The sequence below is a fragment of the Buttiauxella sp. 3AFRM03 genome, assembly GCF_003675305.1.
GTDB lineage: Bacteria > Pseudomonadota > Gammaproteobacteria > Enterobacterales > Enterobacteriaceae > Buttiauxella > Buttiauxella ferragutiae.
Map to the genome: position 1 here is coordinate 4,222,303 of NZ_CP033076.1, position 22,542 is coordinate 4,244,844.

The following is a 22,542-nucleotide window of genomic DNA, read 5'->3' on the forward strand; positions in this document are numbered from 1 at the left end:
TTTTTGAATTTTATACTTGTCAGCTCCCAGAAAATCCCTATACTGCGCCTCCACTGACACGGCACAACGGCTTACAAACCGGCCCGTCAGCCAGATGAAAAGCGAAAATAAACGCTTGACTCTGAAAGAGGAAAGCGTAATATACGCCACCTCGAGTTAGCAAGCGAAAGCGCCTAACTCACTGCTCTTTAACAATTTATCAGACAATCTGTGTGGGCACTCGCAGGATTGATATCTCAGATACCTTCGGGTATCAAAAAAATATCAAGTCTTGAAGAGTGACCAAGCAGTAATTCATTTAGTTGAATTATTACGAAAGTTAATTTTTGAGCACCGCTTCACGAGTTGAAGCAAATCAAGCTTTTAATTGAAGAGTTTGATCATGGCTCAGATTGAACGCTGGCGGCAGGCCTAACACATGCAAGTCGAGCGGTAGCACAGGGAGCTTGCTCCTGGGTGACGAGCGGCGGACGGGTGAGTAATGTCTGGGAAACTGCCTGATGGAGGGGGATAACTACTGGAAACGGTAGCTAATACCGCATAACGTCTTCGGACCAAAGAGGGGGACCTTCGGGCCTCTTGCCATCAGATGTGCCCAGATGGGATTAGCTAGTAGGTGAGGTAATGGCTCACCTAGGCGACGATCCCTAGCTGGTCTGAGAGGATGACCAGCCACACTGGAACTGAGACACGGTCCAGACTCCTACGGGAGGCAGCAGTGGGGAATATTGCACAATGGGCGCAAGCCTGATGCAGCCATGCCGCGTGTATGAAGAAGGCCTTCGGGTTGTAAAGTACTTTCAGCGAGGAGGAAGGCATTGTGGTTAATAACCGCAGTGATTGACGTTACTCGCAGAAGAAGCACCGGCTAACTCCGTGCCAGCAGCCGCGGTAATACGGAGGGTGCAAGCGTTAATCGGAATTACTGGGCGTAAAGCGCACGCAGGCGGTCTGTCAAGTCGGATGTGAAATCCCCGGGCTCAACCTGGGAACTGCATTCGAAACTGGCAGGCTAGAGTCTTGTAGAGGGGGGTAGAATTCCAGGTGTAGCGGTGAAATGCGTAGAGATCTGGAGGAATACCGGTGGCGAAGGCGGCCCCCTGGACAAAGACTGACGCTCAGGTGCGAAAGCGTGGGGAGCAAACAGGATTAGATACCCTGGTAGTCCACGCCGTAAACGATGTCGACTTGGAGGTTGTTCCCTTGAGGAGTGGCTTCCGGAGCTAACGCGTTAAGTCGACCGCCTGGGGAGTACGGCCGCAAGGTTAAAACTCAAATGAATTGACGGGGGCCCGCACAAGCGGTGGAGCATGTGGTTTAATTCGATGCAACGCGAAGAACCTTACCTACTCTTGACATCCACAGAATTCGGCAGAGATGCCTTAGTGCCTTCGGGAACTGTGAGACAGGTGCTGCATGGCTGTCGTCAGCTCGTGTTGTGAAATGTTGGGTTAAGTCCCGCAACGAGCGCAACCCTTATCCTTTGTTGCCAGCGGTTCGGCCGGGAACTCAAAGGAGACTGCCAGTGATAAACTGGAGGAAGGTGGGGATGACGTCAAGTCATCATGGCCCTTACGAGTAGGGCTACACACGTGCTACAATGGCGCATACAAAGAGAAGCGACCTCGCGAGAGCAAGCGGACCTCATAAAGTGCGTCGTAGTCCGGATCGGAGTCTGCAACTCGACTCCGTGAAGTCGGAATCGCTAGTAATCGTAGATCAGAATGCTACGGTGAATACGTTCCCGGGCCTTGTACACACCGCCCGTCACACCATGGGAGTGGGTTGCAAAAGAAGTAGGTAGCTTAACCTTCGGGAGGGCGCTTACCACTTTGTGATTCATGACTGGGGTGAAGTCGTAACAAGGTAACCGTAGGGGAACCTGCGGTTGGATCACCTCCTTACCTAATAGATACGAACTTGCGTAGTGCTCACACAGATTGTCTGATAGAAGTAAATGAGCAAAAAGCGATATCCTGCAAAGGATTATTCGTGTCCCCATCGTCTAGAGGCCCAGGACACTGCCCTTTCACGGCTGTAACAGGGGTTCGAATCCCCTTGGGGACGCCATCTCCGATAATGTGTGAAAGACATTATCACCGAATATCTCAAAACTAACTCAGTGAGTTATGTTTGAGATATTGCTCTTTAAAAATCCGGAACAAGCTGAAAATTGAAACGACATGTCGTCTCATTCCTCCGTAATAAGGAATGGGAATACGATATGTTCGAGTCTCTCAAATTTTCACAACATACGATTGTGTCTTACGAGACATCTTCGGGTTGTGAGGTTAAGCGACTAAGCGTACACGGTGGATGCCCTGGCAGTCAGAGGCGATGAAGGACGTGCTAATCTGCGATAAGCGTCGGTAAGGTGATATGAACCGTTATAACCGACGATTTCCGAATGGGGAAACCCAGTGCAATTCGTTGCACTATCGTTAAGTGAATACATAGCTTAACGAAGCGAACCGGGGGAACTGAAACATCTAAGTACCCCGAGGAAAAGAAATCAACCGAGATTCCCCCAGTAGCGGCGAGCGAACGGGGAGCAGCCCAGAGTCTGAATCAGTTTGTGTATTAGTGGAAGCGTCTGGAAAGTCGCAGGGTACAGGGTGATACTCCCGTACACAAAAATGCACATACTGTGAACTCGAAGAGTAGGGCGGGACACGTGGTATCCTGTCTGAATATGGGGGGACCATCCTCCAAGGCTAAATACTCCTGACTGACCGATAGTGAACCAGTACCGTGAGGGAAAGGCGAAAAGAACCCCGGCGAGGGGAGTGAAACAGAACCTGAAACCGTGTACGTACAAGCAGTGGGAGCCTCTTTTATGGGGTGACTGCGTACCTTTTGTATAATGGGTCAGCGACTTATATTCTGTAGCAAGGTTAACCGTATAGGGGAGCCGCAGGGAAACCGAGTCTTAACTGGGCGTTAAGTTGCAGGGTATAGACCCGAAACCCGGTGATCTAGCCATGGGCAGGTTGAAGGTTGGGTAACACTAACTGGAGGACCGAACCGACTAATGTTGAAAAATTAGCGGATGACTTGTGGCTGGGGGTGAAAGGCCAATCAAACCGGGAGATAGCTGGTTCTCCCCGAAAGCTATTTAGGTAGCGCCTCGTGAACTCATCTTCGGGGGTAGAGCACTGTTTCGGCTAGGGGGCCATCCCGGCTTACCAACCCGATGCAAACTCCGAATACCGAAGAATGTTATCACGGGAGACACACGGCGGGTGCTAACGTCCGTCGTGAAGAGGGAAACAACCCAGACCGCCAGCTAAGGTCCCAAAGTCATGGTTAAGTGGGAAACGATGTGGGAAGGCACAGACAGCCAGGATGTTGGCTTAGAAGCAGCCATCATTTAAAGAAAGCGTAATAGCTCACTGGTCGAGTCGGCCTGCGCGGAAGATGTAACGGGGCTAAACCATGCACCGAAGCTGCGGCAGCGACGCTTATGCGTTGTTGGGTAGGGGAGCGTTCTGTAAGCCGTTGAAGCTGGACTGTGAGGTCTGGTGGAGGTATCAGAAGTGCGAATGCTGACATAAGTAACGATAAAGCGGGTGAAAAACCCGCTCGCCGGAAGACCAAGGGTTCCTGTCCAACGTTAATCGGGGCAGGGTGAGTCGACCCCTAAGGCGAGGCCGAAAGGCGTAGTCGATGGGAAACAGGTTAATATTCCTGTACTCGGTGTTACTGCGAAGGGGGGACGGAGAGGGCTATGTTAGCCGGGCGACGGTTGTCCCGGTTTAAGCATGTAGGCGGAGAGTTTAGGTAAATCCGGACTCTTATTCAACGCTGAGGTGTGATGACGAGGTACTACGGTACTGAAGTAACAAATGCCGCACTTCCAGGAAAAGCCTCTAAGCATCAGGTAACATCAAATCGTACCCCAAACCGACACAGGTGGTCAGGTAGAGAATACCAAGGCGCTTGAGAGAACTCGGGTGAAGGAACTAGGCAAAATGGTGCCGTAACTTCGGGAGAAGGCACGCTGTCGGTAGGTGAAGTCCCTTGCGGATGGAGCTGAAGGCAGTCGAAGATACCAGCTGGCTGCAACTGTTTATTAAAAACACAGCACTGTGCAAACACGAAAGTGGACGTATACGGTGTGACGCCTGCCCGGTGCCGGAAGGTTAATTGATGGGGTTAAGCGCAAGCTGAAGCTCTTGATCGAAGCCCCGGTAAACGGCGGCCGTAACTATAACGGTCCTAAGGTAGCGAAATTCCTTGTCGGGTAAGTTCCGACCTGCACGAATGGCGTAATGATGGCCAGGCTGTCTCCACCCGAGACTCAGTGAAATTGAAATCGCTGTGAAGATGCAGTGTACCCGCGGCAAGACGGAAAGACCCCGTGAACCTTTACTATAGCTTGACACTGAACACTGGTCCTTGATGTGTAGGATAGGTGGGAGGCTTTGAAGCGAGGACGCCAGTTCTTGTGGAGCCAACCTTGAAATACCACCCTTTAATGGCTGGTGTTCTAACGTAGACCCGTAATCCGGGTTGCGGACAGTGTCTGGTGGGTAGTTTGACTGGGGCGGTCTCCTCCTAAAGCGTAACGGAGGAGCACGAAGGTTAGCTAATCACGGTCGGACATCGTGAGGTTAGTGCAAAGGCATAAGCTAGCTTGACTGCGAGAGTGACGGCTCGAGCAGGTGCGAAAGCAGGTCTTAGTGATCCGGTGGTTCTGAATGGAAGGGCCATCGCTCAACGGATAAAAGGTACTCCGGGGATAACAGGCTGATACCGCCCAAGAGTTCATATCGACGGCGGTGTTTGGCACCTCGATGTCGGCTCATCACATCCTGGGGCTGAAGTAGGTCCCAAGGGTATGGCTGTTCGCCATTTAAAGTGGTACGCGAGCTGGGTTTAGAACGTCGTGAGACAGTTCGGTCCCTATCTGCCGTGGGCGCTGGAGAATTGAGGGGGGCTGCTCCTAGTACGAGAGGACCGGAGTGGACGCATCACTGGTGTTCGGGTTGTCATGCCAATGGCATTGCCCGGTAGCTAAATGCGGAAAAGATAAGCGCTGAAAGCATCTAAGCGCGAAACTTGCCCCGAGATGAGTTCTCCCTGACCCTTTAAGGGTCCTGAAGGAACGTTGAAGACTACGACGTTGATAGGCTGGGTGTGTAAGCGTAGCGATACGTTGAGCTAACCAGTACTAATGATCCGTGAGGCTTAACCTTACAACACCGAAGGTGTTTTGGTTGAGAGACTAAGCATTTTGATTTTCAGCTTGAACCGAGATTAAGTTGATGGTTGTGTGAATAACGCAACGGTTAACAAAACAGACAAAATCGTAGGGAACGATTTTGAACAACGCTTAGCGTTGGCCCCGAAGGGGTGAGTATCAGGATGATACGAATAATAAGAATTCAAAGAATATGCCTGGCGGCACTAGCGCGGTGGTCCCACCTGACCCCATGCCGAACTCAGAAGTGAAACGCCGTAGCGCCGATGGTAGTGTGGGGTCTCCCCATGCGAGAGTAGGGAACTGCCAGGCTCCAATTAAGTTAAAAGCCCTGTACTGACGTACAGGGCTTTTTGCTGTCTGCGATTTATGAAATTCCTCAACAGAAATCCAAAAGATTAACTTGTTCACAGTTTTTGGCACTGCAACATCAATACCAGATAATTCTATATAACATCTGCATTACCACCTGCTTTACTGGATCTGTGGAATTTGTTCCGATTCAGGAAGACAGGAGATTAATAAAGTGACCGAAGCAACAACAACGCATCAGGATAAAACTATTATTACTAGCTCAGATTCGCGCCGGCGTATTCGGTCGATTGTAGGCGCGTCATCAGGGAATCTGGTTGAATGGTTTGATTTCTACGTTTATTCATTTTGCTCTTTGTATTTTGCCCATATCTTTTTCCCCTCAGGTAATAACACAACACAGCTTCTACAAACAGCAGGCGTATTTGCAGCAGGGTTCTTGATGCGACCAATTGGCGGCTGGCTGTTTGGTTACATTGCCGATAAGCATGGGCGTAAAAACTCAATGCTGATTTCAGTATGCATGATGTGTTTTGGCTCGTTGGTAATTGCCTGTTTACCAGGATATTCCATCATTGGGACTTGGGCTCCTGCACTTCTATTGCTGGCACGTTTATTCCAGGGGTTATCCGTAGGCGGTGAGTACGGCACGAGTGCGACTTACATGAGTGAAGTTGCCATTGAAGGGCGAAAAGGTTTTTATGCGTCTTTTCAATATGTAACGCTTATTGGCGGGCAACTTTTAGCATTGTTGGTGGTTGTTGTACTTCAACAAATACTCAGCGAAGGCGAATTACGTGAATGGGGGTGGAGAATTCCTTTTGCACTTGGTGCCGTGCTGGCAGTGGTTGCTCTCTATTTACGTCGCTCACTTGATGAGACCTCAGATAAATCTACACGGGAACATAAAGATGCAGGTAGCCTGGTGGGGCTGTGGAAGAACCGCCGTGCCTTTATTATGGTTCTTGGATTTACAGCCGGTGGTTCGCTAAGCTTCTACACTTTCACCACCTATATGCAGAAATATTTAGTAAATACCGCTGGAATGCACGCCAATACAGCCAGTGCATTAATGACGTTTGCATTGTTGATATTTATGTTGGTACAACCCTTCTTTGGTGCGCTGTCTGACAAGATTGGGCGGCGTAATTCCATGCTCTGCTTTGGTGGCCTTGCTACAGTAATGACTGTACCTATTCTTACCGCTTTGCAAAACGTAAATTCACCGTATGCAGCATTTGGTCTCGTTATATTAGCTTTGCTGATAGCCAGCTTTTACACTTCTATAAGCGGTATTTTGAAAGCAGAAATGTTTCCACCTGAAGTTCGAGCATTAGGTGTTGGCCTGTCCTATGCGGTAGCGAATGCGTTGTTTGGTGGTTCGGCTGAATATGTCGCACTTTCACTGAAATCGGTAGGAATGGAAACCGCATTTTTCTGGTATGTCTCCGTGATGGGAGCAGTGGCATTCCTGGTATCACTGCTGTTGCACCGTAAAGGGAAAGGGATCAAACTTTAATATTTGGCGAGTTGCCAGATAGCGTAGCCGGTGGCGGCACCGGCTATATCCCATGTGAAATCTTTCCAGCTCCATCCACTTCCAGCGGGCCGGCTATCCCAGAATTCTTTTGTTGCGCCCAGGCTGACCGAAAATAAGAAACCGAAATTTGCGCTACGGGAATCGCTCCAGCCCTGATGTTGACCATACTCATTACCTGCTGCGGATAATATAGCCGATGCAATAAAGTGCTGTGCTTTGTCCTGGCCATGCCACTGGTCTTGCGCCATATGGCTGCAACCGCTGAGAAGTACTATCGAAGGGAGTAAAAGACGCTGCATTCATGATCCTCTGGCTATAAAAAAACCCTGCAAGCAGGGCTTTAAATATAGCGATGAATTACAGAATGCGACTGATCAAGCGGTCGATACGGATTCTACGCAGGCGGCGGATAAGCTTACGGACTTTCTCCGGATATTCCGAGATGCTTTGTAGGTCACGATAGTGTTGAACTACCGTCGTGTGAGTACGGATTAATTCTAATTCATGGTCACGCTGTACAGCCAGTTCCTGTTTAGGGTCATGAATTAGAATCGCATTCTCCAGATCCAGTCGCCATGCTCTCGGGTTAAGGTTATTACCCGTCAATAGCATCCACTCATCATCTATCCACATGCCTTTGAGATGGAAAGTATTGTCGTCATCTTTCCACAGACGTACCACCAACTGGCCACTGTTCACGTAGTACTGTAAGCGACTCAGGAAACGGCGAAGATTAATTTCATAAAGATAGGGTAACGCACCAATTATCTTAAACGGCTGATCTTCTGGAATATAAAAATCATTCGCTGTCTTATCACCGACAATAATCTCGACTTGTTTTCCTTCGCGTAACAGCTCAATGATGCTACGTACCAGTACCGCGGGTAGGTTGAAATAAGGCGTGCAGATAACCAACTTGCGTTCGGTACACGGCATTAAATGATAGATAGTTTTATTGAGCAGACTGGCTTTACCCAGCCCAACCAGCGGCGTAACGGCAAGTTGCTCGTTATCGGCATTGCCCTGAAAATGGAAACTGGCATCGCGTAATTCCTGACGGAACAAGCGGATATCATTTTTGATTTCTGGGCTTTTGGGTCTGTGTTGTTTGTCTAATCGATGTACTGCACGACCACCCACCAGATTTTCGTGCATCCAGTTATACATGACGTCGGAAAGCTGAGGGTTACAGATAACCTGATAGCGGTCATAACGATATTTGTCATGCTGATGCAGATAAACATCATTAATACTCGCGCCGCTATAAATCACGCAATCATCAACAATAAAACCTTTGAAGTGTAGAACACCTAACGCTTCGCGGGTATTTACAGGCACGCCATAAACTGGAATTTCTACGCCGGGATATTCCTCGGTCATACGATGATACCAGTCAGCATTGGTGTTGGTTGCAGCAGCGCCAATGCGGCCTCGTTGAGCACGATGCCAATCCACCAGAACGGTCACTTCAATTTCCGGGCGTTGTTGCTTGGCCTGGTAGAGAGCATTTAGCACGGCTTTACCGGCATCATCTTGCTCAAGATATAAAGCAACAATACAGATGCGGCGGGTGGCGCTCGCGATTTTTTGCAGCAGAACTTCACGGAAATCTGCTGGGGAGAAAAGAGTCTTTACATCATCAACTGACTGAGAAAGCTTCGGCAATTGGGCAAGGTGTTGTTGATGTTTATTACGTTTAAATTTAGACAACATCACAGTGCGTATCTTCTCTATTCATTGGATGGCCTTCTGCAAAATCCAGACGTCAGAACTTGCTGATAATACCACTACTGACCCGCAAAGTGAGTAAGTTTTCCAGTACCTTACTCACGAATCCATGCTTTTTATCAATGGAAGAGTCAGACTGACGATGCCATCTTCCAGTTGTATATCGACATCAAATCCGAGTTTTCGCGCCAAAGAGACCATACCTCGGTTGTTTGGCATGGTAATGCCATTCAATCTTTGCAGCCCATGTTCGCCGGTGTAACTAATCAGTTTTTCCAGCAGACGCCGCCCTAACCCGAGTCCCTTCAAATCGGAACGTACAAGCACAGCAAACTCGGCATCAATGTTGTCGGGATCTGAGATCGCACGAGTCACACCGATTATCTCCGGTGATCCGTTTAGCTCACGAATAGCCACAAAAGCCATTTCTCGATCGTAGTCGATCTGGGTCATATTGGCTAAATCTTCATGGGTAAATTCGTTGATCTCGCTGAAATAGCGATAGTAAAGATCCTCTTTGGTTACCAGGGAAATAAACTGTTGCAACAAAGGTTCATCTTCCGGGAGGATCGGGCGGAACAGACATTGTTCGCCATTCTTGAGAGTGATGCTTTCTTCCAGCTGGTACGGATATGGGCGTATTGCAAGGCGGCTTTCCGGATCCCCCTCAAACTTATCGAGTTGCAATGTGACATCCAGAAGCGTGAACTCATTGCCTGAAGCCAATAGTGGGTGAATATCCAGGCGACGAATCTCCGGGCAATCAACGATTAAGTTTGAAACCTGAACCAGGATCTGGCTAATACCTGGCACATCCAGCGGGCGTAATGCACTGCGTCCACGGATTTTGCCGCTTTTTATCGCCTGAATAACAAGGTAGCGGGCAAGGTTCATATTGAGTGGTGGAAGAGCCACAACAGCCTGCTGGTCCGGACGCCACTCAACGCCACCTTCGCCCAACATTATCAGCGGGCCAAACACCGGATCGTGCTCAACCACGATTCGGAGTTCCTGAGCGCCAGCACGGTTAGCCATACTTTGTACCAATAGCCCATGGATACGAGCTTGCGGCCACGCCATTTTCACGCGGTCAATAATTGCATCAGCGGCTTGCTGAACCTCAGCGGCGGTTCTTAGATACAGCATTACCCCCTGAACTTCAGATTTATGCGGAATATCTGGGGAGCGTAGCTTCAGCGCGACCGGATAACCTATTTGTTCGGCAATATGCACTGCTTCTGCACTGTCACCGGCAATCCAGGTGGGTAGCGTATTCAACCCATAAGCCTGCAAAATCGGACGTACTTCGTGAGTATCGAGCGACGTCGCACCTTCGCTTAATGCTTGCTGGATAAGAAGATGGGCATCGCTGGCATTGGCTTTCAAATTGGCGGGTAGCGCTGGGGTTTCACGCAGTTGTTTCTGATTTCTGCGATATTCCACCATGTGCATAAAGGCGGTGACTGCACCTTCAGGGGTACGGTAAGTGGGAATGCTTGCGTCGCTGAATAATCGCCTGGATTCCTGCGAGGAATACTCGCCACACCAGTTGGTGATCAAAGTTATATATTTGCTACGCGGATGACGGTGTATTAACTCAATTAAGGCCGTGGCACTTTCGGTTCCCGGGGCTGCTGCACTCGGGGCATGAATAATCATTAATGCGTCAAAGTCCTGGCTATCAAGCAGGGTTTCCACTGCCCGGAGATAGCGCTCAGGTGTCGCATCGTCGCGTAAATCAAGCGGGTTTCCAGTTTCAACACTGATTGGCAACACACTTTTTAGCTTACCGAGGATTTCGTCACTCAGGGTCGCAAGTTTACCGTTGCGTAACCATAATTCGTCCAGCGCCAGTGCCGCGGGCGCCGCACCATTACTGATAATCATTAAGCGTTCACCGCGCAGTGGGCGCATGTGGCTTAATGTTTCTACAGCTGAAAAGAGTTCATGAGTGTCTTGAACGCGCAATAAACCGGCTCGTTGAATGGCTGCGTCCCACGCTGCATCAAGCCCAATATGTGTTTTGAGCAACTCCTGGGCTTTGCCACTTCTTCCGCTTTTAATCACCAGAATGGGTTTGTTACGTGAAGCACTTCGTGCCGCCGAGACAAAACGTCGCGCATCGCTCAGGTGTTCGAGATAAAGCAAAATCGCACTGGTTTTGGTATCGCGAGCCAGATAATCCAGCAGCTCATCAACATCAATATCCAGACTGTCACCCAGCGCAATAAACCACGAGAATCCCATTTCTCGTTGTTGAGCCCAGTCAAGAATGGTGTTGGACACAGCTGCAGATTGCGAGATGAATGCCAACTTGCCCTTCTGAATCGGAACGGGTGAGAAACTCGCATTAAGGCCTTGCCATGGCGCAAGCAGCCCAAGGCTATTTGGACCGAGCAAACGCATTTGCCATTGATTAGCACAAGCTAATAATTCGGGAAGTTGTTCTGGTGGAGCGGAGAGAATAATGCAGGCTTTACACCCTTTTTCTCCCAGTGATTGCAGTAATTCCGGGTTACGTTTCGAATGAGTGCAAATTACCGCAAGGTCAGGGGGGAAGGGGAGGCTTGCGATATCTGGCCAGGCAAGAACACCACACACCGCTTTATGGGTTGGTGTCACTGGCATTACCGGGCCATTAAAGCCTCCGGCCAACAGATTGCGCATCATTAAATAACCGGCCCGATCTGTTTTTGCAGAAGCTCCGACAACAGCGATTGATTTGGGGCGCAGTAGCGCCTCCAGCCCACGTTGACTCATTGTTCTCTCCCCTGAGAATTAACCCAGTGAGTTTAAACGCTTTCTGGCTCCGCTGCTGTGACACTGGATTGATGATGAGGTTTACCTGCCAGATATCGTTCACGGAACAACGTAAAATGCTCTGTCAGCCCGACGGCTGCGTGCTCATCGTCTGCAAGTGCGAGCAACGCTGCAGCAACTTCGGCGGTGCAGTATTGTCCATCGGCATGGGCTTCACGCAGTCGGTAGGCAGAAACAATACTCAAATCCACAGAAATGACCGGCAGATTATCCAGATATGGGCTCTTGCGGAACATCTTACGGGCTTCAGTCCATGTGCCATCGAGCATGATAAAAAGTGGTGGTTTGCCACTTTTTGGAGGCGTAGTCAGGACTTCTCGCTCAATGCTTGCATAAGATGCAGGGAACACAACCATTGGTTGGTAATCTGGGGAGCTGACTAAATCGAGCAGTGCCTGTGGTGGTTCTGTTCGTGACCACTGGAATGCTTCAGTGTCTGGCAAAATATCTGCAATAAGTCGCCCGGTATTACTCGGCTTCATTGGCTCTGTGTCAAACATAACCAGGCAGAAACGGCTTCGTGCATTCTGTGGCTGTAGTGTTTCACACAGGCATTGTTTTAGCGGCAGCAGGCAGCGCTGGCAACGGCGGATGCGGTTACCACGAGCAAGAAATGGACGAGTTGCACGCGCCAGGCGTTCGGCACGAAGACGTAAGACGGCGTTTTCAGTCATCAGATAAACAAGCTTAAAAACGCCATTCTAACGTAGATGAAGTTCACGGGTACAAAGAAACGTACCTGTGAACTTAGAGATTTTCGTTCAGCCAGCTATCAAATGGTGCTTTCGGCATTGCTCCGTTTAGCATGTCGACCATCTCACCTTTTTTGAAAACCATAATGGTCGGAATGCTGCGGATACGAAAACGTGCGCTAAGTGCAGGCTCCGCTTCGGTATTAACTTTAACGAAACGTACTTTGCCACTGCGTTCTTCGGCTACGTCTTCGAAGATTGGCGCGAAGTTGACGCAAGGGCCGCACCATGGCGCCCAGAAATCTACAACTACCGGTAAGTCGTCTTGCAGCAATTTATCCAGGGTTTCGCTGGTGGCATTAATAACCTCACCATCGAACAGTTCATGACCACAACGGCCGCATTTAGCACCGTCATCAATACGCTCATCGGGGATGCGATTAATTGCCTGGCAGGCGGCACAAACGGTATTCATAACTAACCTCTAAAGGATGTGTTGTCCAAAAATGACGAAAATCACAGATGATGTTTCTCATATGTTAAATATTATTGGCGATTAGTCGAGTGCCAGCCAAGTGATTTATTCGATGGCTACAATAGTTGCCGGCTTTTGACCAAAGTTAATGGCTAACCAGTGCCACATCGGGTAATCTGCGCGCCACGCGCTCAGCCAGGTGGAGAAAAGCATGAACGACGAATTTAAAGGTAAAAGCGGCAAGGTCAAAGTGATGTATGTCCGCGGTGACGATGACAGCGAAAAACGCAGCCAAAACCCGCGCACAGGTAAAGGCGGTGGGCGTCCAGCAGCACCGTCACGGGGTGAGGGCCGTCGTGGTCCACGTCGCGATGATAAACCTGGCGCAGGGCGCGAGCGGAATCGTAGTGACGATCGTGAAGATCGTGGTGATAATCCATGGCGCACGGTTTCACGACCGCCAAGAGAAGAAGTGTCTGATGCAGGCGAGCAAATGGGTGCCAATGGCAGACCTATTGTTGACCCTGAAATCATTCGCCGCCAACGTGCGGAAGAAACACGTGTTTACGGTGAGAACGCATGTCAGGCTCTGTTCCTTAGCCGCCCTGATTGCATCGTACGCGCCTGGTTTATCCAGAGCGTGACCCCGCGTTTCAAAGAAGCATTACGTTGGATGGCTGCAAACCGTAAAGCCTACCATGTGGTAGATGATGCGGAGTTGGTAAAAGCATCCGGTACAGAACACCACGGTGGCGTTTGCTTCATCATTAAAAAGCGTCGCGGCATTACTGTTGACAGCTGGTTATCTAAAGCTGGCGAAGAAGATTGTGTACTGGCGTTGGAAAACGTTGCTAACCCGCACAACCTCGGCGGCATTATGCGCAGCTGTGCACACTTTGGTGTGAAAGGCTTATTGGTGGAAGATGCAGCAATGCTGGAGTCTGGCGCTGCAGTTCGTACTGCCGAAGGCGGTGCAGAGCATGTTGAAGCTATCAGCGGCGAGACTTTCGAAGAAGGTCTGGAGCAGTTCCGTAAAGCCGGTTACGCGATAGTCACAACATCAAGCCACAAAGGGACTCCGCTTTTCAAAGCTGAGCTGCCGAAGAAAATGGTTTTGGTGTTAGGTCAGGAACGCGAAGGTGTGTCTGACGCAACCTTTGAAAATGCTGACATGAGCGTTGCTATCACAGGTACTGGTAACGTTGAAAGTCTGAACGTATCAGTGGCAACCGGTGTGTTGCTGTCTGAGTGGTGGCGTCAAAACAAAGCGTAATGCATTGTTAATGACTGATTTGAAAAGCCAGCGAAAGCTGGCTTTTTTGTCTGTTTAATCTGGTAATACCGGCGTCCAGTTTATTGCTGGCTGGTTATGTTCCATCAGATATTGATTGGTTTTCGAGAAGTGGCCGCACCCCAGAAAACCACGGTGTGCCGACAAAGGTGACGGATGAGGGGCTTGTAATACATAGTGGCGGTTCCGGTCAATAAAGCTGCCTTTCTTCTGTGCATGTGACCCCCACAGTAAAAAGACGACGCCTTCGCAGTGTTCGTTAATCAGCGCAATCACCTTATCTGTGAATGTTTCCCAGCCTAATTTCGCATGCGAATGCGCATTACCCGCCTCGACGGTTAATACCGTGTTGAGTAAAAGCACGCCCTGACGCGCCCAGCTTTCGAGATAACCATGGTTTGGTTGCACAAAATCAGCAATGTCGCTCTGCAACTCTTTGTACATATTCTTTAAAGAGGGTGGCACAGCAACCCCCGGCAGAACAGAAAAAGCCAGGCCATGCGCTTGCCCAGGACCATGGTAAGGATCTTGCCCAAGAATCACGACTTTCACATCAGCCAACTCAGTAAATCGGAAGGCTTTGAAGACGTCTTTCTGAGGTGGATAAACCGTCACCCCTGCAGCACGTCGTTCAGCAACGGTTGCCAGAGTATTCGTGAAGTAGGGTTGTTGCTTTTCTTGCGCTAGCACATCGTGCCAGGTGAGGGGGGTAGTCATCTCGCTCTCCTGCGATTCGTAATGCGACTAGCTTAACGGCTTCTTTCTTCTAAGGAAATGAATCAGCAACGGAAGCGCCATAAACTTAAAAAAAGTTGAAAATTTACATAATTTTTAATTTTCACGAGCCTCGCTAAGTTGATGTAAAACAAATAAATGATATCATAGGCACATTGATGGCATGGATTTAATTGATTTAAATCAAGGTTTGAAGCTGGTTTGGCTAGTATAAAGATCAGTAACGCAACAATGGTTTTACCAATGAGCCAGTTTATGGCCCGAAATAGAATCACAAAATTAGCCCAAAGGGAGAAATAAAATGATTACTGGTATCCAAATTACTAAAGCTGCAAATGATTCACTCTTGAACTCTATCTGGCTGTTAGACAGCGAAAAAGGTGAAGCGCGTTGTGTATGTGCTAAAGCTGATTTTGCAGAAGACGAAGTTGTCGCAGTGAGCAAATTGGGTGAGTTCGAATATCGCGAAATCGGCGTGGAAGCAAAACCTGAAGTTCGTGTAGAAGGTGGCCAGCATCTGAACGTGAACGTTCTGCGTCGTGAAACTCTGGAAGATGCTGTTAAGCACCCAGAAAAATACCCACAGTTGACCATTCGTGTGTCTGGCTATGCGGTACGTTTCAACTCACTGACTCCAGAACAACAGCGTGACGTTATTGCTCGTACTTTCACTGCAAGCCTGTAATTCTTAAAATATTTAAAAAGCCGGTGGCAGTTGCACCGGCTTTTTTTATGGTTCTGGTTCAAGAATGTAACGGAACGGTTAAAACTCTAACTCAAATCATAAAAAAACCGCCTCCTGGGAGACGGTTTCTATAGCTGCTGACGAATTATTCAGCGGATTCGGTTTTCGCACTGCTTGGTTTACGGCGCTTACCGACATTCTTTTTATCGCGTAGACGGACCTTCACACGCGGCTTTTCTTTATCGTCTTTTTTCTTTTCTTCACGCTTAGCGAGCACTTTCTTCGACGGCTTACCAGTGAGCTTCTCACTTGGTGCACGGGTCGTTGGGCGCAGCTCTTCAATTATGCGCGATTTCATGGGTTCTTTCATGTAACGCGTCACTTTGCCAAGTAGCAAATGGTCATGCGCTTCAACCAGAGAAATAGCGATTCCTTTGAGGCCAGCACGGCCTGTACGCCCAATACGGTGCAGGTAAGTATCGGCTGTACGCGGCATATCAAAGTTGAAGACATGGCTGACTTCTGGAATATCAATACCACGTGCGGCAACATCTGTAGCGATCAATACGTTCACGCGGCCATCAGTCAAACGCTTGATAGCTTCGGTACGCTTCATCTGCACCATTTCGCCTTCGAGGTAGCAGGTGTTGATACCCGCTTCACGCAGCCAGGCAACCAGCTCATGCACACGGTCACGTTTGCGAACAAAAACGATCGAACGGGTGGTATCCGGCTGTTTCAGCAAATGCACCAGCAGTGCAGTTTTGTGCTCAACGTTGTCGGCGCGGTAGTACCACTGGTGGATTTTCTTGCGCTCGCGTGTTGATGATGTCGCGGAAACTTCAACTGGATCTTCTAACAAACGTTCTGCGAAATTCTTAATCGCATCGCCTTCCAGCGTTGCAGAGAACAGCATGGTTTGTTTGCGCCAGCGAGTTTCAGCAGCAATGGTTTCAATATCCTGCGCAAAGCCCAGATCCAACATGCGATCGGCTTCATCAAGAATCAGTGTCTCTACTGCACGGCAATCAAAGTTTTCTTCTTTAATGTATTGCAGCAGGCGACCCGTTGTTGCAACAACGATATCCTGGTTTTCGCTGAACACTTCAGCGTGGTTCATATATGCCACGCCACCCGTGATGGTTGCGATATCAAGATGGGTATGTTTTGCCAGTTCACGAGCATGATCGGCTACTTGCATTGCCAGTTCACGTGTTGGCGTGACAATCAAAATACGTGGTGGTCCAGACTTCTTACGCGGGAAATCGACCAAATGCTGTAACACAGGCAGCAAATAAGCGGCTGTTTTACCGGTACCGGTTGGTGCGGAACCAAGGACATCACGCCCTTCAAGTGCAGGTGGAATGGCGGCAGCCTGAATAGCTGTCGGGCGGGTAAAGCCCTTGTCCTGGAGCGCGAGCAACAAGCTCTCGTCAAGTTCCAGTTCGGAAAAAGTGGTTACAGTCATGGTCTTCCTCTATGTAGGGCGCCGATTATAGACGTTATGGCTGCGATCTTCATCTGTTTGTGTGGATAACTGATGCTTTTCCTGGCAGCGACTTTCCCCTATGCTACACCCGTTTCTCTACAGGGTAGCTAAGATGTGCAGTCAAAAAGCAGTATTGCGTCGTGATGGATTCACCTTCAAACAGTTCTTTGTAGCGCACGATCGATGCGCAATGAAAGTCGGTACCGATGGCACATTGCTGGGCGCATGGGTACCCGTAGCAAATGTGAAAAACGTGTTGGATATTGGCACCGGAAGCGGCTTGCTGGCATTAATGCTAGCGCAGCGCACGCCTGACAATGTCACGATCGATGCAGTAGAACTTGATCCTGTTGCCGCTGAGCAAGCTGCGGAAAACGCCGCAGGGTGCAAGTGGTCTTCGCGTATCTCAGTTCATTGCGCTGATATTCGTGAATGGGCGCAACAAGCCACGCAACGTTACTCGTTAATCGTCAGCAACCCGCCATTTTTTTCCCAGGGCAGTGATTGTGCTTCGCCGGAGCGCGCTCAGGCTCGCTATACCACAACGCTTGATCATAACGCGTTGTTGAGTAGTGCCGCACAGTTGATCACTGAAGATGGTTTTTTCTGTGTGATCATGCCTGAAACGTCGGGAACGGCTTTTTGTGAACTGGCAAAAACACAGGGATGGTTTGTACGTTACCGTACGGATATCGCAGATAATGAAACTCGCTTGCCGCATCGTGTGATGTTGGCACTGTCACCAACTGATGGTGAGTATTTTACCGAGCGTTTGACGATTCGTGGGCCAGACCAACACTATTCCGAAGGTTACTGTGGCCTGACCCAGGACTTCTATTTGTTTATGTAAAGCGGTGAAAGAATGCTTGGCCCAGAATTTTCAGCCAAATCCGGGTAGTCCAGCGTGTAGTGCAAACCCCGGCTTTCTTTACGCATCATGGCACAGCGCACAATTAACTCGGCAACCTGCACAAGGTTGCGCAGTTCCAGTAAATTGTTCGACACGCGGAAGTTGGCATAGTACTCGTCAATTTCCTGCTGCAACATGGTAATTCTGCGCAATGCTCGCTCCAGTCGGCGCGTGGAACGCACAATACCGACGTAATCCCACATAAATAAACGCAGTTCATGCCAGTTATGCTGGATAACGACCTGCTCATCAGGATTATCGACCCGGCTGTCATCCCAGTCAGGTAATGATCTGGAAATACGCGCGTATGGCATACGCTTCATAATATCTTCTGCAGCAGACCAGCCATAAACCAGGCATTCTAACAACGAGTTCGACGCCATACGGTTTGCACCATGCAGACCGGTATAAGTCACTTCGCCAATAGCGTATAGCCCATCAACGTCAGTACGGCCATTTTCATCAACCATCACACCGCCACAGGTGTAATGGGCAGCGGGCACCACAGGTACTGGTTCTTTAGTCAGATCGATACCCAGCCCCATCAACTTTTCGTAAATCGTTGGGAAATGGTGGCGCACAAACTCTTCGGGCTTGTGGCTAATATCCAGATACATGCAATCGGCACCCAGACGTTTCATTTCATGGTCGATGGCACGAGCGACGATATCACGCGGAGCCAGTTCGCCACGCTCATCAAAATCTGGCATAAAGCGACTGCCATCTGGGCGCTTGAGGTAAGCACCTTCACCGCGCAATGCTTCGGTTAGCAGGAAATTACGAGCCTGAGGATGGAAGAGGGCTGTTGGATGGAACTGATTAAATTCCAGATTGGCAACGCGGCAACCTGCACGCCACGCCATGGCAATGCCATCACCTGAAGAAATATCTGGATTAGTGGTGTACTGATAAACCTTCGACGCGCCGCCAGTGGCTAAAACCACGGCTTTCGCACGGCAAGTTTCCACTTTCTCGCGATTACGGTTCCAGATCCAGGCCCCCACGACACGTCGCGTGCCAGGCAGACCGATCTTGTCTGAAACAATAAGATCTACGGCGTTACTACGTTCGATAACACGAATATTTGGATGGCTCAGTGCTTTGCCGACTAGTGTGGTTTCAACTTCTTTGCCAGTGGCGTCTGCAGCATGGAGAATACGGCGATGGCTATGCCCACCTTCGCGAGTTAAATGATAGCTTTCCGCGCCATTAGCCTGGATCTCAGTGTCAAACAACACACCTTGATCGATTAACCATTGCACGCAATGGCGTGCGTTACTGGCGACAAACTCCACCGCATCTCGATCGCAAATTCCGGCGCCTGCAATCAGCGTATCTTCGACATGTGAATCGATGCTATCCGTTTCATCAAACACCGCGGCAATGCCACCCTGAGCATAAAACGTTGAGCCTTCATTAATTGGCCCTTTACTCAGAACAATAACTTTGCAGTTTTCGGCAAGCCGTAAGGCTAGAGAGAGGCCAGCAGCTCCGCTACCAACGATTAATACATCACAAGCGAGTTCGGAATTTGCGTTCATCGTGTTTAATTTACTAAACAAAGGTCAGGCCAGCATATCACCCGATGTGGGCTGTAACACGTTTTTTTTAAACTGGTGTTATATGAACTAAACAAAAGTAAGGCAAAGCTCAGTTTCATCCGAATAATAGTGTCTTTAAGCACTTTTTCGTGCCAGTTCACTGTTAGTGGCAGATTTTCTAATGAAAAATCATCATTCATGCGATACTCTGCATGAATCTAGCGATCGCCTTTTCGGACAAAAAAGGTGCCACCATTTGTGCCATGAAACTTATAATCAAGAAGAGATAATTCGTGGGACAGATCAGGAAAACAACGGCGTAATGGAACTTTGCTCAAATCGAGTGCTCCAACCGTGAACTTGCTCATTTATGCAGAGTTCGGGTGGCTTTTCAATTACGCGTGGAAATAGGTTTGGGGAGACATTACCTCGGATGAGTGAGCAGTTAACGGATCAGGTCCTCGTCGAACGGGTCCAGAAGGGAGACAAGACGTCATTTAATTTACTGGTGGTTCGCTATCAGCATAAAGTGGCGAGTCTGGTTTCCCGATATGTACCTTCAGGAGATGTTCCTGACGTGGTGCAGGAGTCTTTTATCAAAGCTTATCGCGCACTGGATTCATTCCGTGGCGATAGTGCGTTTTATACATGGTTGTACCGCATCGCGGTCAACACGGCAAAAAATTATCTGGTTGCTCAGGGTCGTCGTCCTCCATCAAGCGATGTGGACGCAATTGATGCGGAAAACTACGAAAGTGGCAGTGCATTGAAAGAAATTTCGAACCCTGAGAACTTAATGTTGTCTGAAGAACTGAGACAAATAGTTTTCCGTACTATTGAGTCACTCCCGGAAGATTTACGCATGGCAATTACGTTGCGGGAGTTGGATGGTTTGAGCTATGAAGAAATAGCCGCCATCATGGATTGCCCGGTAGGGACAGTACGTTCTCGTATTTTCCGTGCGCGGGAAGCTATTGATAATAAAGTTCAACCGCTTATCAGGCGTTGACGATAGCGGGTTACTGGAAGGGTAATTAGGCATGCAGAAAGAACAGCTTTCCGCTTTAATGGATGGGGAAACTCTGGATAGCGAACTGCTAAGTGTCTTGTCACAAGACAAATCATTGCAGCAAAGCTGGGAGAGCTACCACCTAATCCGCGATACTATGCGCGGCGATACCAGTGAATTGCTTCATTTTGATATTGCAGCCAATGTTATGGCGGCAATCGAAAATGAACCAGTGCGTCATGTCACGCCACTTATTACTGAACAGCAGCCTGAACCTCAGCAATGGCAGAAAATGTCGTTCTGGAAAAAGGTACGTCCGTGGGCCAGCCAGCTTACCCAAGTGGGTGTTGCAGCATGCGTATCGCTTGCGGTAATCGTTGGTGTGCAGCAATATAATGGCCAATCTGACAATCCTGCGCAGCCTGAAGCTCCTGTGTTCAACACTTTACCGATGATGGGTAAAGCGAGCCCGGTAAGCTTGGGTGTTCCGTCTGACAGCACTGCAAGTACTGGTCAGCAGCAGGTACAGGAACAACGTCGACGTATCAATGCTATGCTGCAAGATTACGAATTGCAGCGTCGTTTACACGCCGAGCAACTCCAGTTTGAACAGGCACAAACCCAGCAAGCTGCGGTACAAGTGCCAGGAAACCAAACGTTAGGAACTCAATCGCAGTAATGAAGCAACTTTGGTATGCACTGTCTCTTATGACAAGCAGCCTGTTGTTCAGCTCAAATGCCTCGGCGGACACAGTTTCGTCCGGGGCGTTGTTGCAGCAAATGAACCAGGCGAGTCAGTCACTCAATTATGAGTTGGCATTTATCAGTATTAATAAGCAAGGGATAGAGTCCTTACGCTATCGCCATGCAAGACTTGATAATCGTCCACTTGCGCAATTGCTTCAGATGGATGGCCCACGCCGAGAAGTTGTCCAGCGTGGCAGTGAAATCAGCTATTTTGAACCAGGGCTTGAGCCGTTTACGCTCACTGGTGATTACATTGTTGACTCGCTTCCATCAATCGTCTACACCGATTTCAAACGCTTAACACCTTATTACGACTTCATTTCTGTCGGACGCACTCGTATTGCCGACAGGCTTTGCGAAGTAATCCGAGTCGTGGCACGAGATGGCACGCGTTACAGCTATATGGTGTGGTTGGACTCGGAAACCAAATTACCTATGCGTGTTGATTTGCTGGACCGTGATGGTGAAACGCTGGAGCAATTCCGCGTTATTTCCTTCAACGTCAGCAAAGAAGCCAACGGCATGATGCAAAGCCTGGCGAAGGCGAATTTACCGCCATTGCTGTCAGTGCCGGGTGCTGAAAAAATCAATTTTGCCTGGGCACCGACCTGGTTGCCGCAAGGTTTTAGTGAGGTCTCCAGCAGCCGTCGTCCATTGCCGACTGTTGATGTTCCTATCGAATCTCGCCTGTATTCTGATGGTCTGTTCAGCTTCTCGGTCAACATTAGCCGTGCAGCCAGCAATAGCACCGATCAGCTACTGCGCACCGGGCGCCGCACGGTGAGTTCTGAAGTTCGGGATAAAACTGAAATTACGATCGTCGGTGAGCTTCCGCCACAAACAGCGAAACGTATTGCTGACAGTATCAAATTCAGGACAGCGCAATGATCAAGGAGTGGGCTACCGTTATCTCCTGGCAAAAAGGTGAAGCACTGTTAAGCTGTGACGTAAAAGCGTCATGCAGTAGCTGTGCTTCGCGCGCAGGCTGCGGCAGCCGCATTCTCAACAAACTCGGCCCACAAACCAGCCACACCTTGTCTGTTGCTTGCGATACGCCGCTGGTGGCGGGGCAAAAAGTCGAATTGGGTATTGCTGAAGGCAGCCTGATAGGTTCTGCGTTGCTGGTTTATATGTCCCCATTGCTGGGCTTATTTCTGGTTTCGGGAGTGTTTCAGGCGCTGTTTGGTACCAACCTTGCGGCGATTTGCGGTGCTGTTCTGGGCGGCGTGGGCGGTTTTCTGATCGCGCGCGGGTTCTCATTAAAGCTCAGCCGCCGTGAAACCTGGCAACCTGTTATTCTCAGTGTCGCACTACCACCAAATGTTCTTAGAGTCGAAACGACGACTCCTGCGGATAGCCAGTAGA

The 22,542-nt window shown here is 49.3% G+C and carries 17 protein-coding genes, 1 tRNA gene and 3 rRNA genes; 13 read left to right on the forward strand and 8 right to left on the reverse strand.

The window, feature by feature from the left end:
- The first annotated feature begins 364 nt into the window (after positions 1-364).
- From D8682_RS21180 to D8682_RS21200, 5 genes are all read left to right on the forward strand, one after another.
- A 16S ribosomal RNA gene (locus D8682_RS21180) occupies positions 365-1,904 on the forward strand.
- A 90-nt stretch (positions 1,905-1,994) separates the two neighbouring features.
- Positions 1,995-2,070, forward strand: a tRNA-Glu gene (locus D8682_RS21185).
- Positions 2,071-2,289: 219 nt separating this feature from the next.
- Positions 2,290-5,198 (forward strand): 23S ribosomal RNA (locus D8682_RS21190).
- Positions 5,199-5,399: 201 nt separating this feature from the next.
- Positions 5,400-5,515: ribosomal RNA gene (gene rrf, locus D8682_RS21195) — 5S ribosomal RNA — on the forward strand.
- The 16S, 23S and 5S rRNA genes sit together here with 1 tRNA gene alongside, the layout of an rRNA operon.
- A gap of 214 nt (positions 5,516-5,729) precedes the next feature.
- Positions 5,730-7,034 carry an MFS family transporter gene (locus D8682_RS21200; RefSeq protein ID WP_121815080.1) on the forward strand — a complete coding sequence of 435 codons (1,305 nt, stop codon included), beginning with the start codon at positions 5,730-5,732 and terminating at the stop codon, positions 7,032-7,034.
- On the opposite strand, the gene D8682_RS21205 is transcribed toward D8682_RS21200, so the two are convergent.
- The 5 genes from D8682_RS21205 to trxC all read right to left on the reverse strand — a co-directional run bounded on the left by D8682_RS21205 (position 7,031) and on the right by trxC (position 12,770).
- Positions 7,031-7,354 carry a YfiM family lipoprotein gene (locus D8682_RS21205; protein WP_064544334.1) on the reverse strand — a complete coding sequence of 108 codons (324 nt, stop codon included), beginning with the start codon at positions 7,352-7,354 and terminating at the stop codon, positions 7,031-7,033. The two genes, D8682_RS21200 and D8682_RS21205, sit on opposite strands and share 4 nt — an antisense overlap.
- Before the next feature lie 58 nt (positions 7,355-7,412).
- A complete protein-coding gene (pssA, locus tag D8682_RS21210) occupies positions 7,413-8,768 on the reverse strand; it encodes a CDP-diacylglycerol--serine O-phosphatidyltransferase (protein WP_121815081.1) in 1,356 nt (451 codons plus the stop codon).
- A 114-nt stretch (positions 8,769-8,882) separates the two neighbouring features.
- Positions 8,883-11,543 (reverse strand): protein lysine acetyltransferase, encoded by a 2,661-nt coding sequence (gene pat / locus D8682_RS21215; protein WP_121815082.1) that lies wholly within the window; start codon positions 11,541-11,543, stop codon positions 8,883-8,885.
- Positions 11,544-11,575: 32 nt separating this feature from the next.
- A complete protein-coding gene (locus D8682_RS21220; RefSeq protein WP_064544339.1) occupies positions 11,576-12,277 on the reverse strand; it encodes a tRNA-uridine aminocarboxypropyltransferase in 702 nt (233 codons plus the stop codon).
- Between the two features lie 73 nt (positions 12,278-12,350).
- Positions 12,351-12,770 carry a thioredoxin TrxC gene (gene trxC / locus D8682_RS21225; RefSeq protein ID WP_064544341.1) on the reverse strand — a complete coding sequence of 140 codons (420 nt, stop codon included), beginning with the start codon at positions 12,768-12,770 and terminating at the stop codon, positions 12,351-12,353.
- 211 nt (positions 12,771-12,981) lie between these two features.
- Here trxC and D8682_RS21230 point away from each other — a divergent pair, with 211 nt between their 5' ends.
- Complete coding sequence (locus D8682_RS21230; protein ID WP_064544343.1) at positions 12,982-14,043, forward strand: tRNA/rRNA methyltransferase; 1,062 nt, start codon at positions 12,982-12,984, stop codon at positions 14,041-14,043.
- A 54-nt stretch (positions 14,044-14,097) separates the two neighbouring features.
- Here D8682_RS21230 and ung read toward each other — a convergent pair whose 3' ends face one another.
- The gene (gene ung / locus D8682_RS21235; protein ID WP_121815083.1) at positions 14,098-14,778 is read right to left on the reverse strand and encodes a uracil-DNA glycosylase; all 681 of its coding nucleotides are present in this window, start codon (positions 14,776-14,778) and stop codon (positions 14,098-14,100) included.
- A gap of 319 nt (positions 14,779-15,097) precedes the next feature.
- On the opposite strand from ung, the gene grcA reads away from it, so the two are divergent.
- Positions 15,098-15,481: an autonomous glycyl radical cofactor GrcA gene (gene grcA, locus D8682_RS21240; protein WP_064544347.1), complete on the forward strand. Its 384-nt coding sequence runs from the start codon at positions 15,098-15,100 to the stop codon at positions 15,479-15,481.
- Between the two features lie 145 nt (positions 15,482-15,626).
- Here the strand turns inward: grcA and srmB are convergent, their stop codons facing one another.
- Positions 15,627-16,949: an ATP-dependent RNA helicase SrmB gene (srmB, locus tag D8682_RS21245; protein WP_121815084.1), complete on the reverse strand. Its 1,323-nt coding sequence runs from the start codon at positions 16,947-16,949 to the stop codon at positions 15,627-15,629.
- Between the two features lie 133 nt (positions 16,950-17,082).
- On the opposite strand from srmB, the gene D8682_RS21250 reads away from it, so the two are divergent.
- On the forward strand, positions 17,083-17,820 hold the full coding sequence (locus D8682_RS21250) for a tRNA1(Val) (adenine(37)-N6)-methyltransferase (protein WP_064544351.1): 738 nt from the start codon (positions 17,083-17,085) through the stop codon (positions 17,818-17,820).
- Here the strand turns inward: D8682_RS21250 and nadB are convergent.
- Positions 17,805-19,421, reverse strand: a complete 1,617-nt coding sequence (gene nadB / locus D8682_RS21255; protein ID WP_064544353.1) for an L-aspartate oxidase — start codon at positions 19,419-19,421, stop codon at positions 17,805-17,807. The two genes, D8682_RS21250 and nadB, sit on opposite strands and share 16 nt — an antisense overlap.
- 354 nt (positions 19,422-19,775) lie before the next feature.
- Here nadB and D8682_RS27495 point away from each other — a divergent pair, with 354 nt between their 5' ends.
- Genes D8682_RS27495 through rseC form a run of 5 tightly spaced genes read left to right on the forward strand, consistent with a single transcriptional unit; the run spans position 19,776 to position 22,541 of the window.
- Complete coding sequence (locus D8682_RS27495; protein ID WP_370090880.1) at positions 19,776-19,832, forward strand: hypothetical protein; 57 nt, start codon at positions 19,776-19,778, stop codon at positions 19,830-19,832.
- 22 nt (positions 19,833-19,854) lie between these two features.
- The gene (gene rpoE, locus D8682_RS21260; RefSeq protein WP_064544357.1) at positions 19,855-20,430 is read left to right on the forward strand and encodes an RNA polymerase sigma factor RpoE; all 576 of its coding nucleotides are present in this window, start codon (positions 19,855-19,857) and stop codon (positions 20,428-20,430) included.
- Between the two features lie 31 nt (positions 20,431-20,461).
- Positions 20,462-21,109 carry an anti-sigma-E factor RseA gene (gene rseA / locus D8682_RS21265; RefSeq protein WP_064544358.1) on the forward strand — a complete coding sequence of 216 codons (648 nt, stop codon included), beginning with the start codon at positions 20,462-20,464 and terminating at the stop codon, positions 21,107-21,109.
- The gene (rseB, locus tag D8682_RS21270; RefSeq protein ID WP_064544359.1) at positions 21,109-22,065 is read left to right on the forward strand and encodes a sigma-E factor regulatory protein RseB; all 957 of its coding nucleotides are present in this window, start codon (positions 21,109-21,111) and stop codon (positions 22,063-22,065) included. The genes rseA and rseB overlap by 1 nt, the downstream gene beginning before the upstream one ends.
- Positions 22,062-22,541: a SoxR-reducing system protein RseC gene (rseC, locus tag D8682_RS21275; protein WP_064544361.1), complete on the forward strand. Its 480-nt coding sequence runs from the start codon at positions 22,062-22,064 to the stop codon at positions 22,539-22,541. The genes rseB and rseC overlap by 4 nt, the downstream gene beginning before the upstream one ends.
- Position 22,542: the final 1 nt, after the last annotated feature.

Bases quoted from the DNA above. Each gene is read 5' to 3' on its own strand.
- D8682_RS21205 (WP_064544334.1), bottom strand. From the start codon at position 7,354: ATGCAGCGTCTTTTACTCCCTTCGATAGTACTTCTCAGCGGTTGCAGC.
- D8682_RS21230 (WP_064544343.1), top strand. From the start codon at position 12,982: ATGAACGACGAATTTAAAGGTAAAAGCGGCAAGGTCAAAGTGATGTAT.
- trxC (WP_064544341.1), bottom strand. From the start codon at position 12,770: ATGAATACCGTTTGTGCCGCCTGCCAGGCAATTAATCGCATCCCCGAT.
- grcA (WP_064544347.1), top strand. From the start codon at position 15,098: ATGATTACTGGTATCCAAATTACTAAAGCTGCAAATGATTCACTCTTG.
- rseA (WP_064544358.1), top strand. From the start codon at position 20,462: ATGCAGAAAGAACAGCTTTCCGCTTTAATGGATGGGGAAACTCTGGAT.
- rseC (WP_064544361.1), top strand. From the start codon at position 22,062: ATGATCAAGGAGTGGGCTACCGTTATCTCCTGGCAAAAAGGTGAAGCA.
- rseB (WP_064544359.1), top strand. From the start codon at position 21,109: ATGAAGCAACTTTGGTATGCACTGTCTCTTATGACAAGCAGCCTGTTG.
- D8682_RS21250 (WP_064544351.1), top strand. From the start codon at position 17,083: ATGTGCAGTCAAAAAGCAGTATTGCGTCGTGATGGATTCACCTTCAAA.
- D8682_RS21220 (WP_064544339.1), bottom strand. From the start codon at position 12,277: ATGACTGAAAACGCCGTCTTACGTCTTCGTGCCGAACGCCTGGCGCGT.
- nadB (WP_064544353.1), bottom strand. From the start codon at position 19,421: ATGAACGCAAATTCCGAACTCGCTTGTGATGTATTAATCGTTGGTAGC.
- pat (WP_121815082.1), bottom strand. From the start codon at position 11,543: ATGAGTCAACGTGGGCTGGAGGCGCTACTGCGCCCCAAATCAATCGCT.
- srmB (WP_121815084.1), bottom strand. From the start codon at position 16,949: ATGACTGTAACCACTTTTTCCGAACTGGAACTTGACGAGAGCTTGTTG.
- pssA (WP_121815081.1), bottom strand. From the start codon at position 8,768: ATGTTGTCTAAATTTAAACGTAATAAACATCAACAACACCTTGCCCAA.
- ung (WP_121815083.1), bottom strand. From the start codon at position 14,778: ATGACTACCCCCCTCACCTGGCACGATGTGCTAGCGCAAGAAAAGCAA.
- rpoE (WP_064544357.1), top strand. From the start codon at position 19,855: ATGAGTGAGCAGTTAACGGATCAGGTCCTCGTCGAACGGGTCCAGAAG.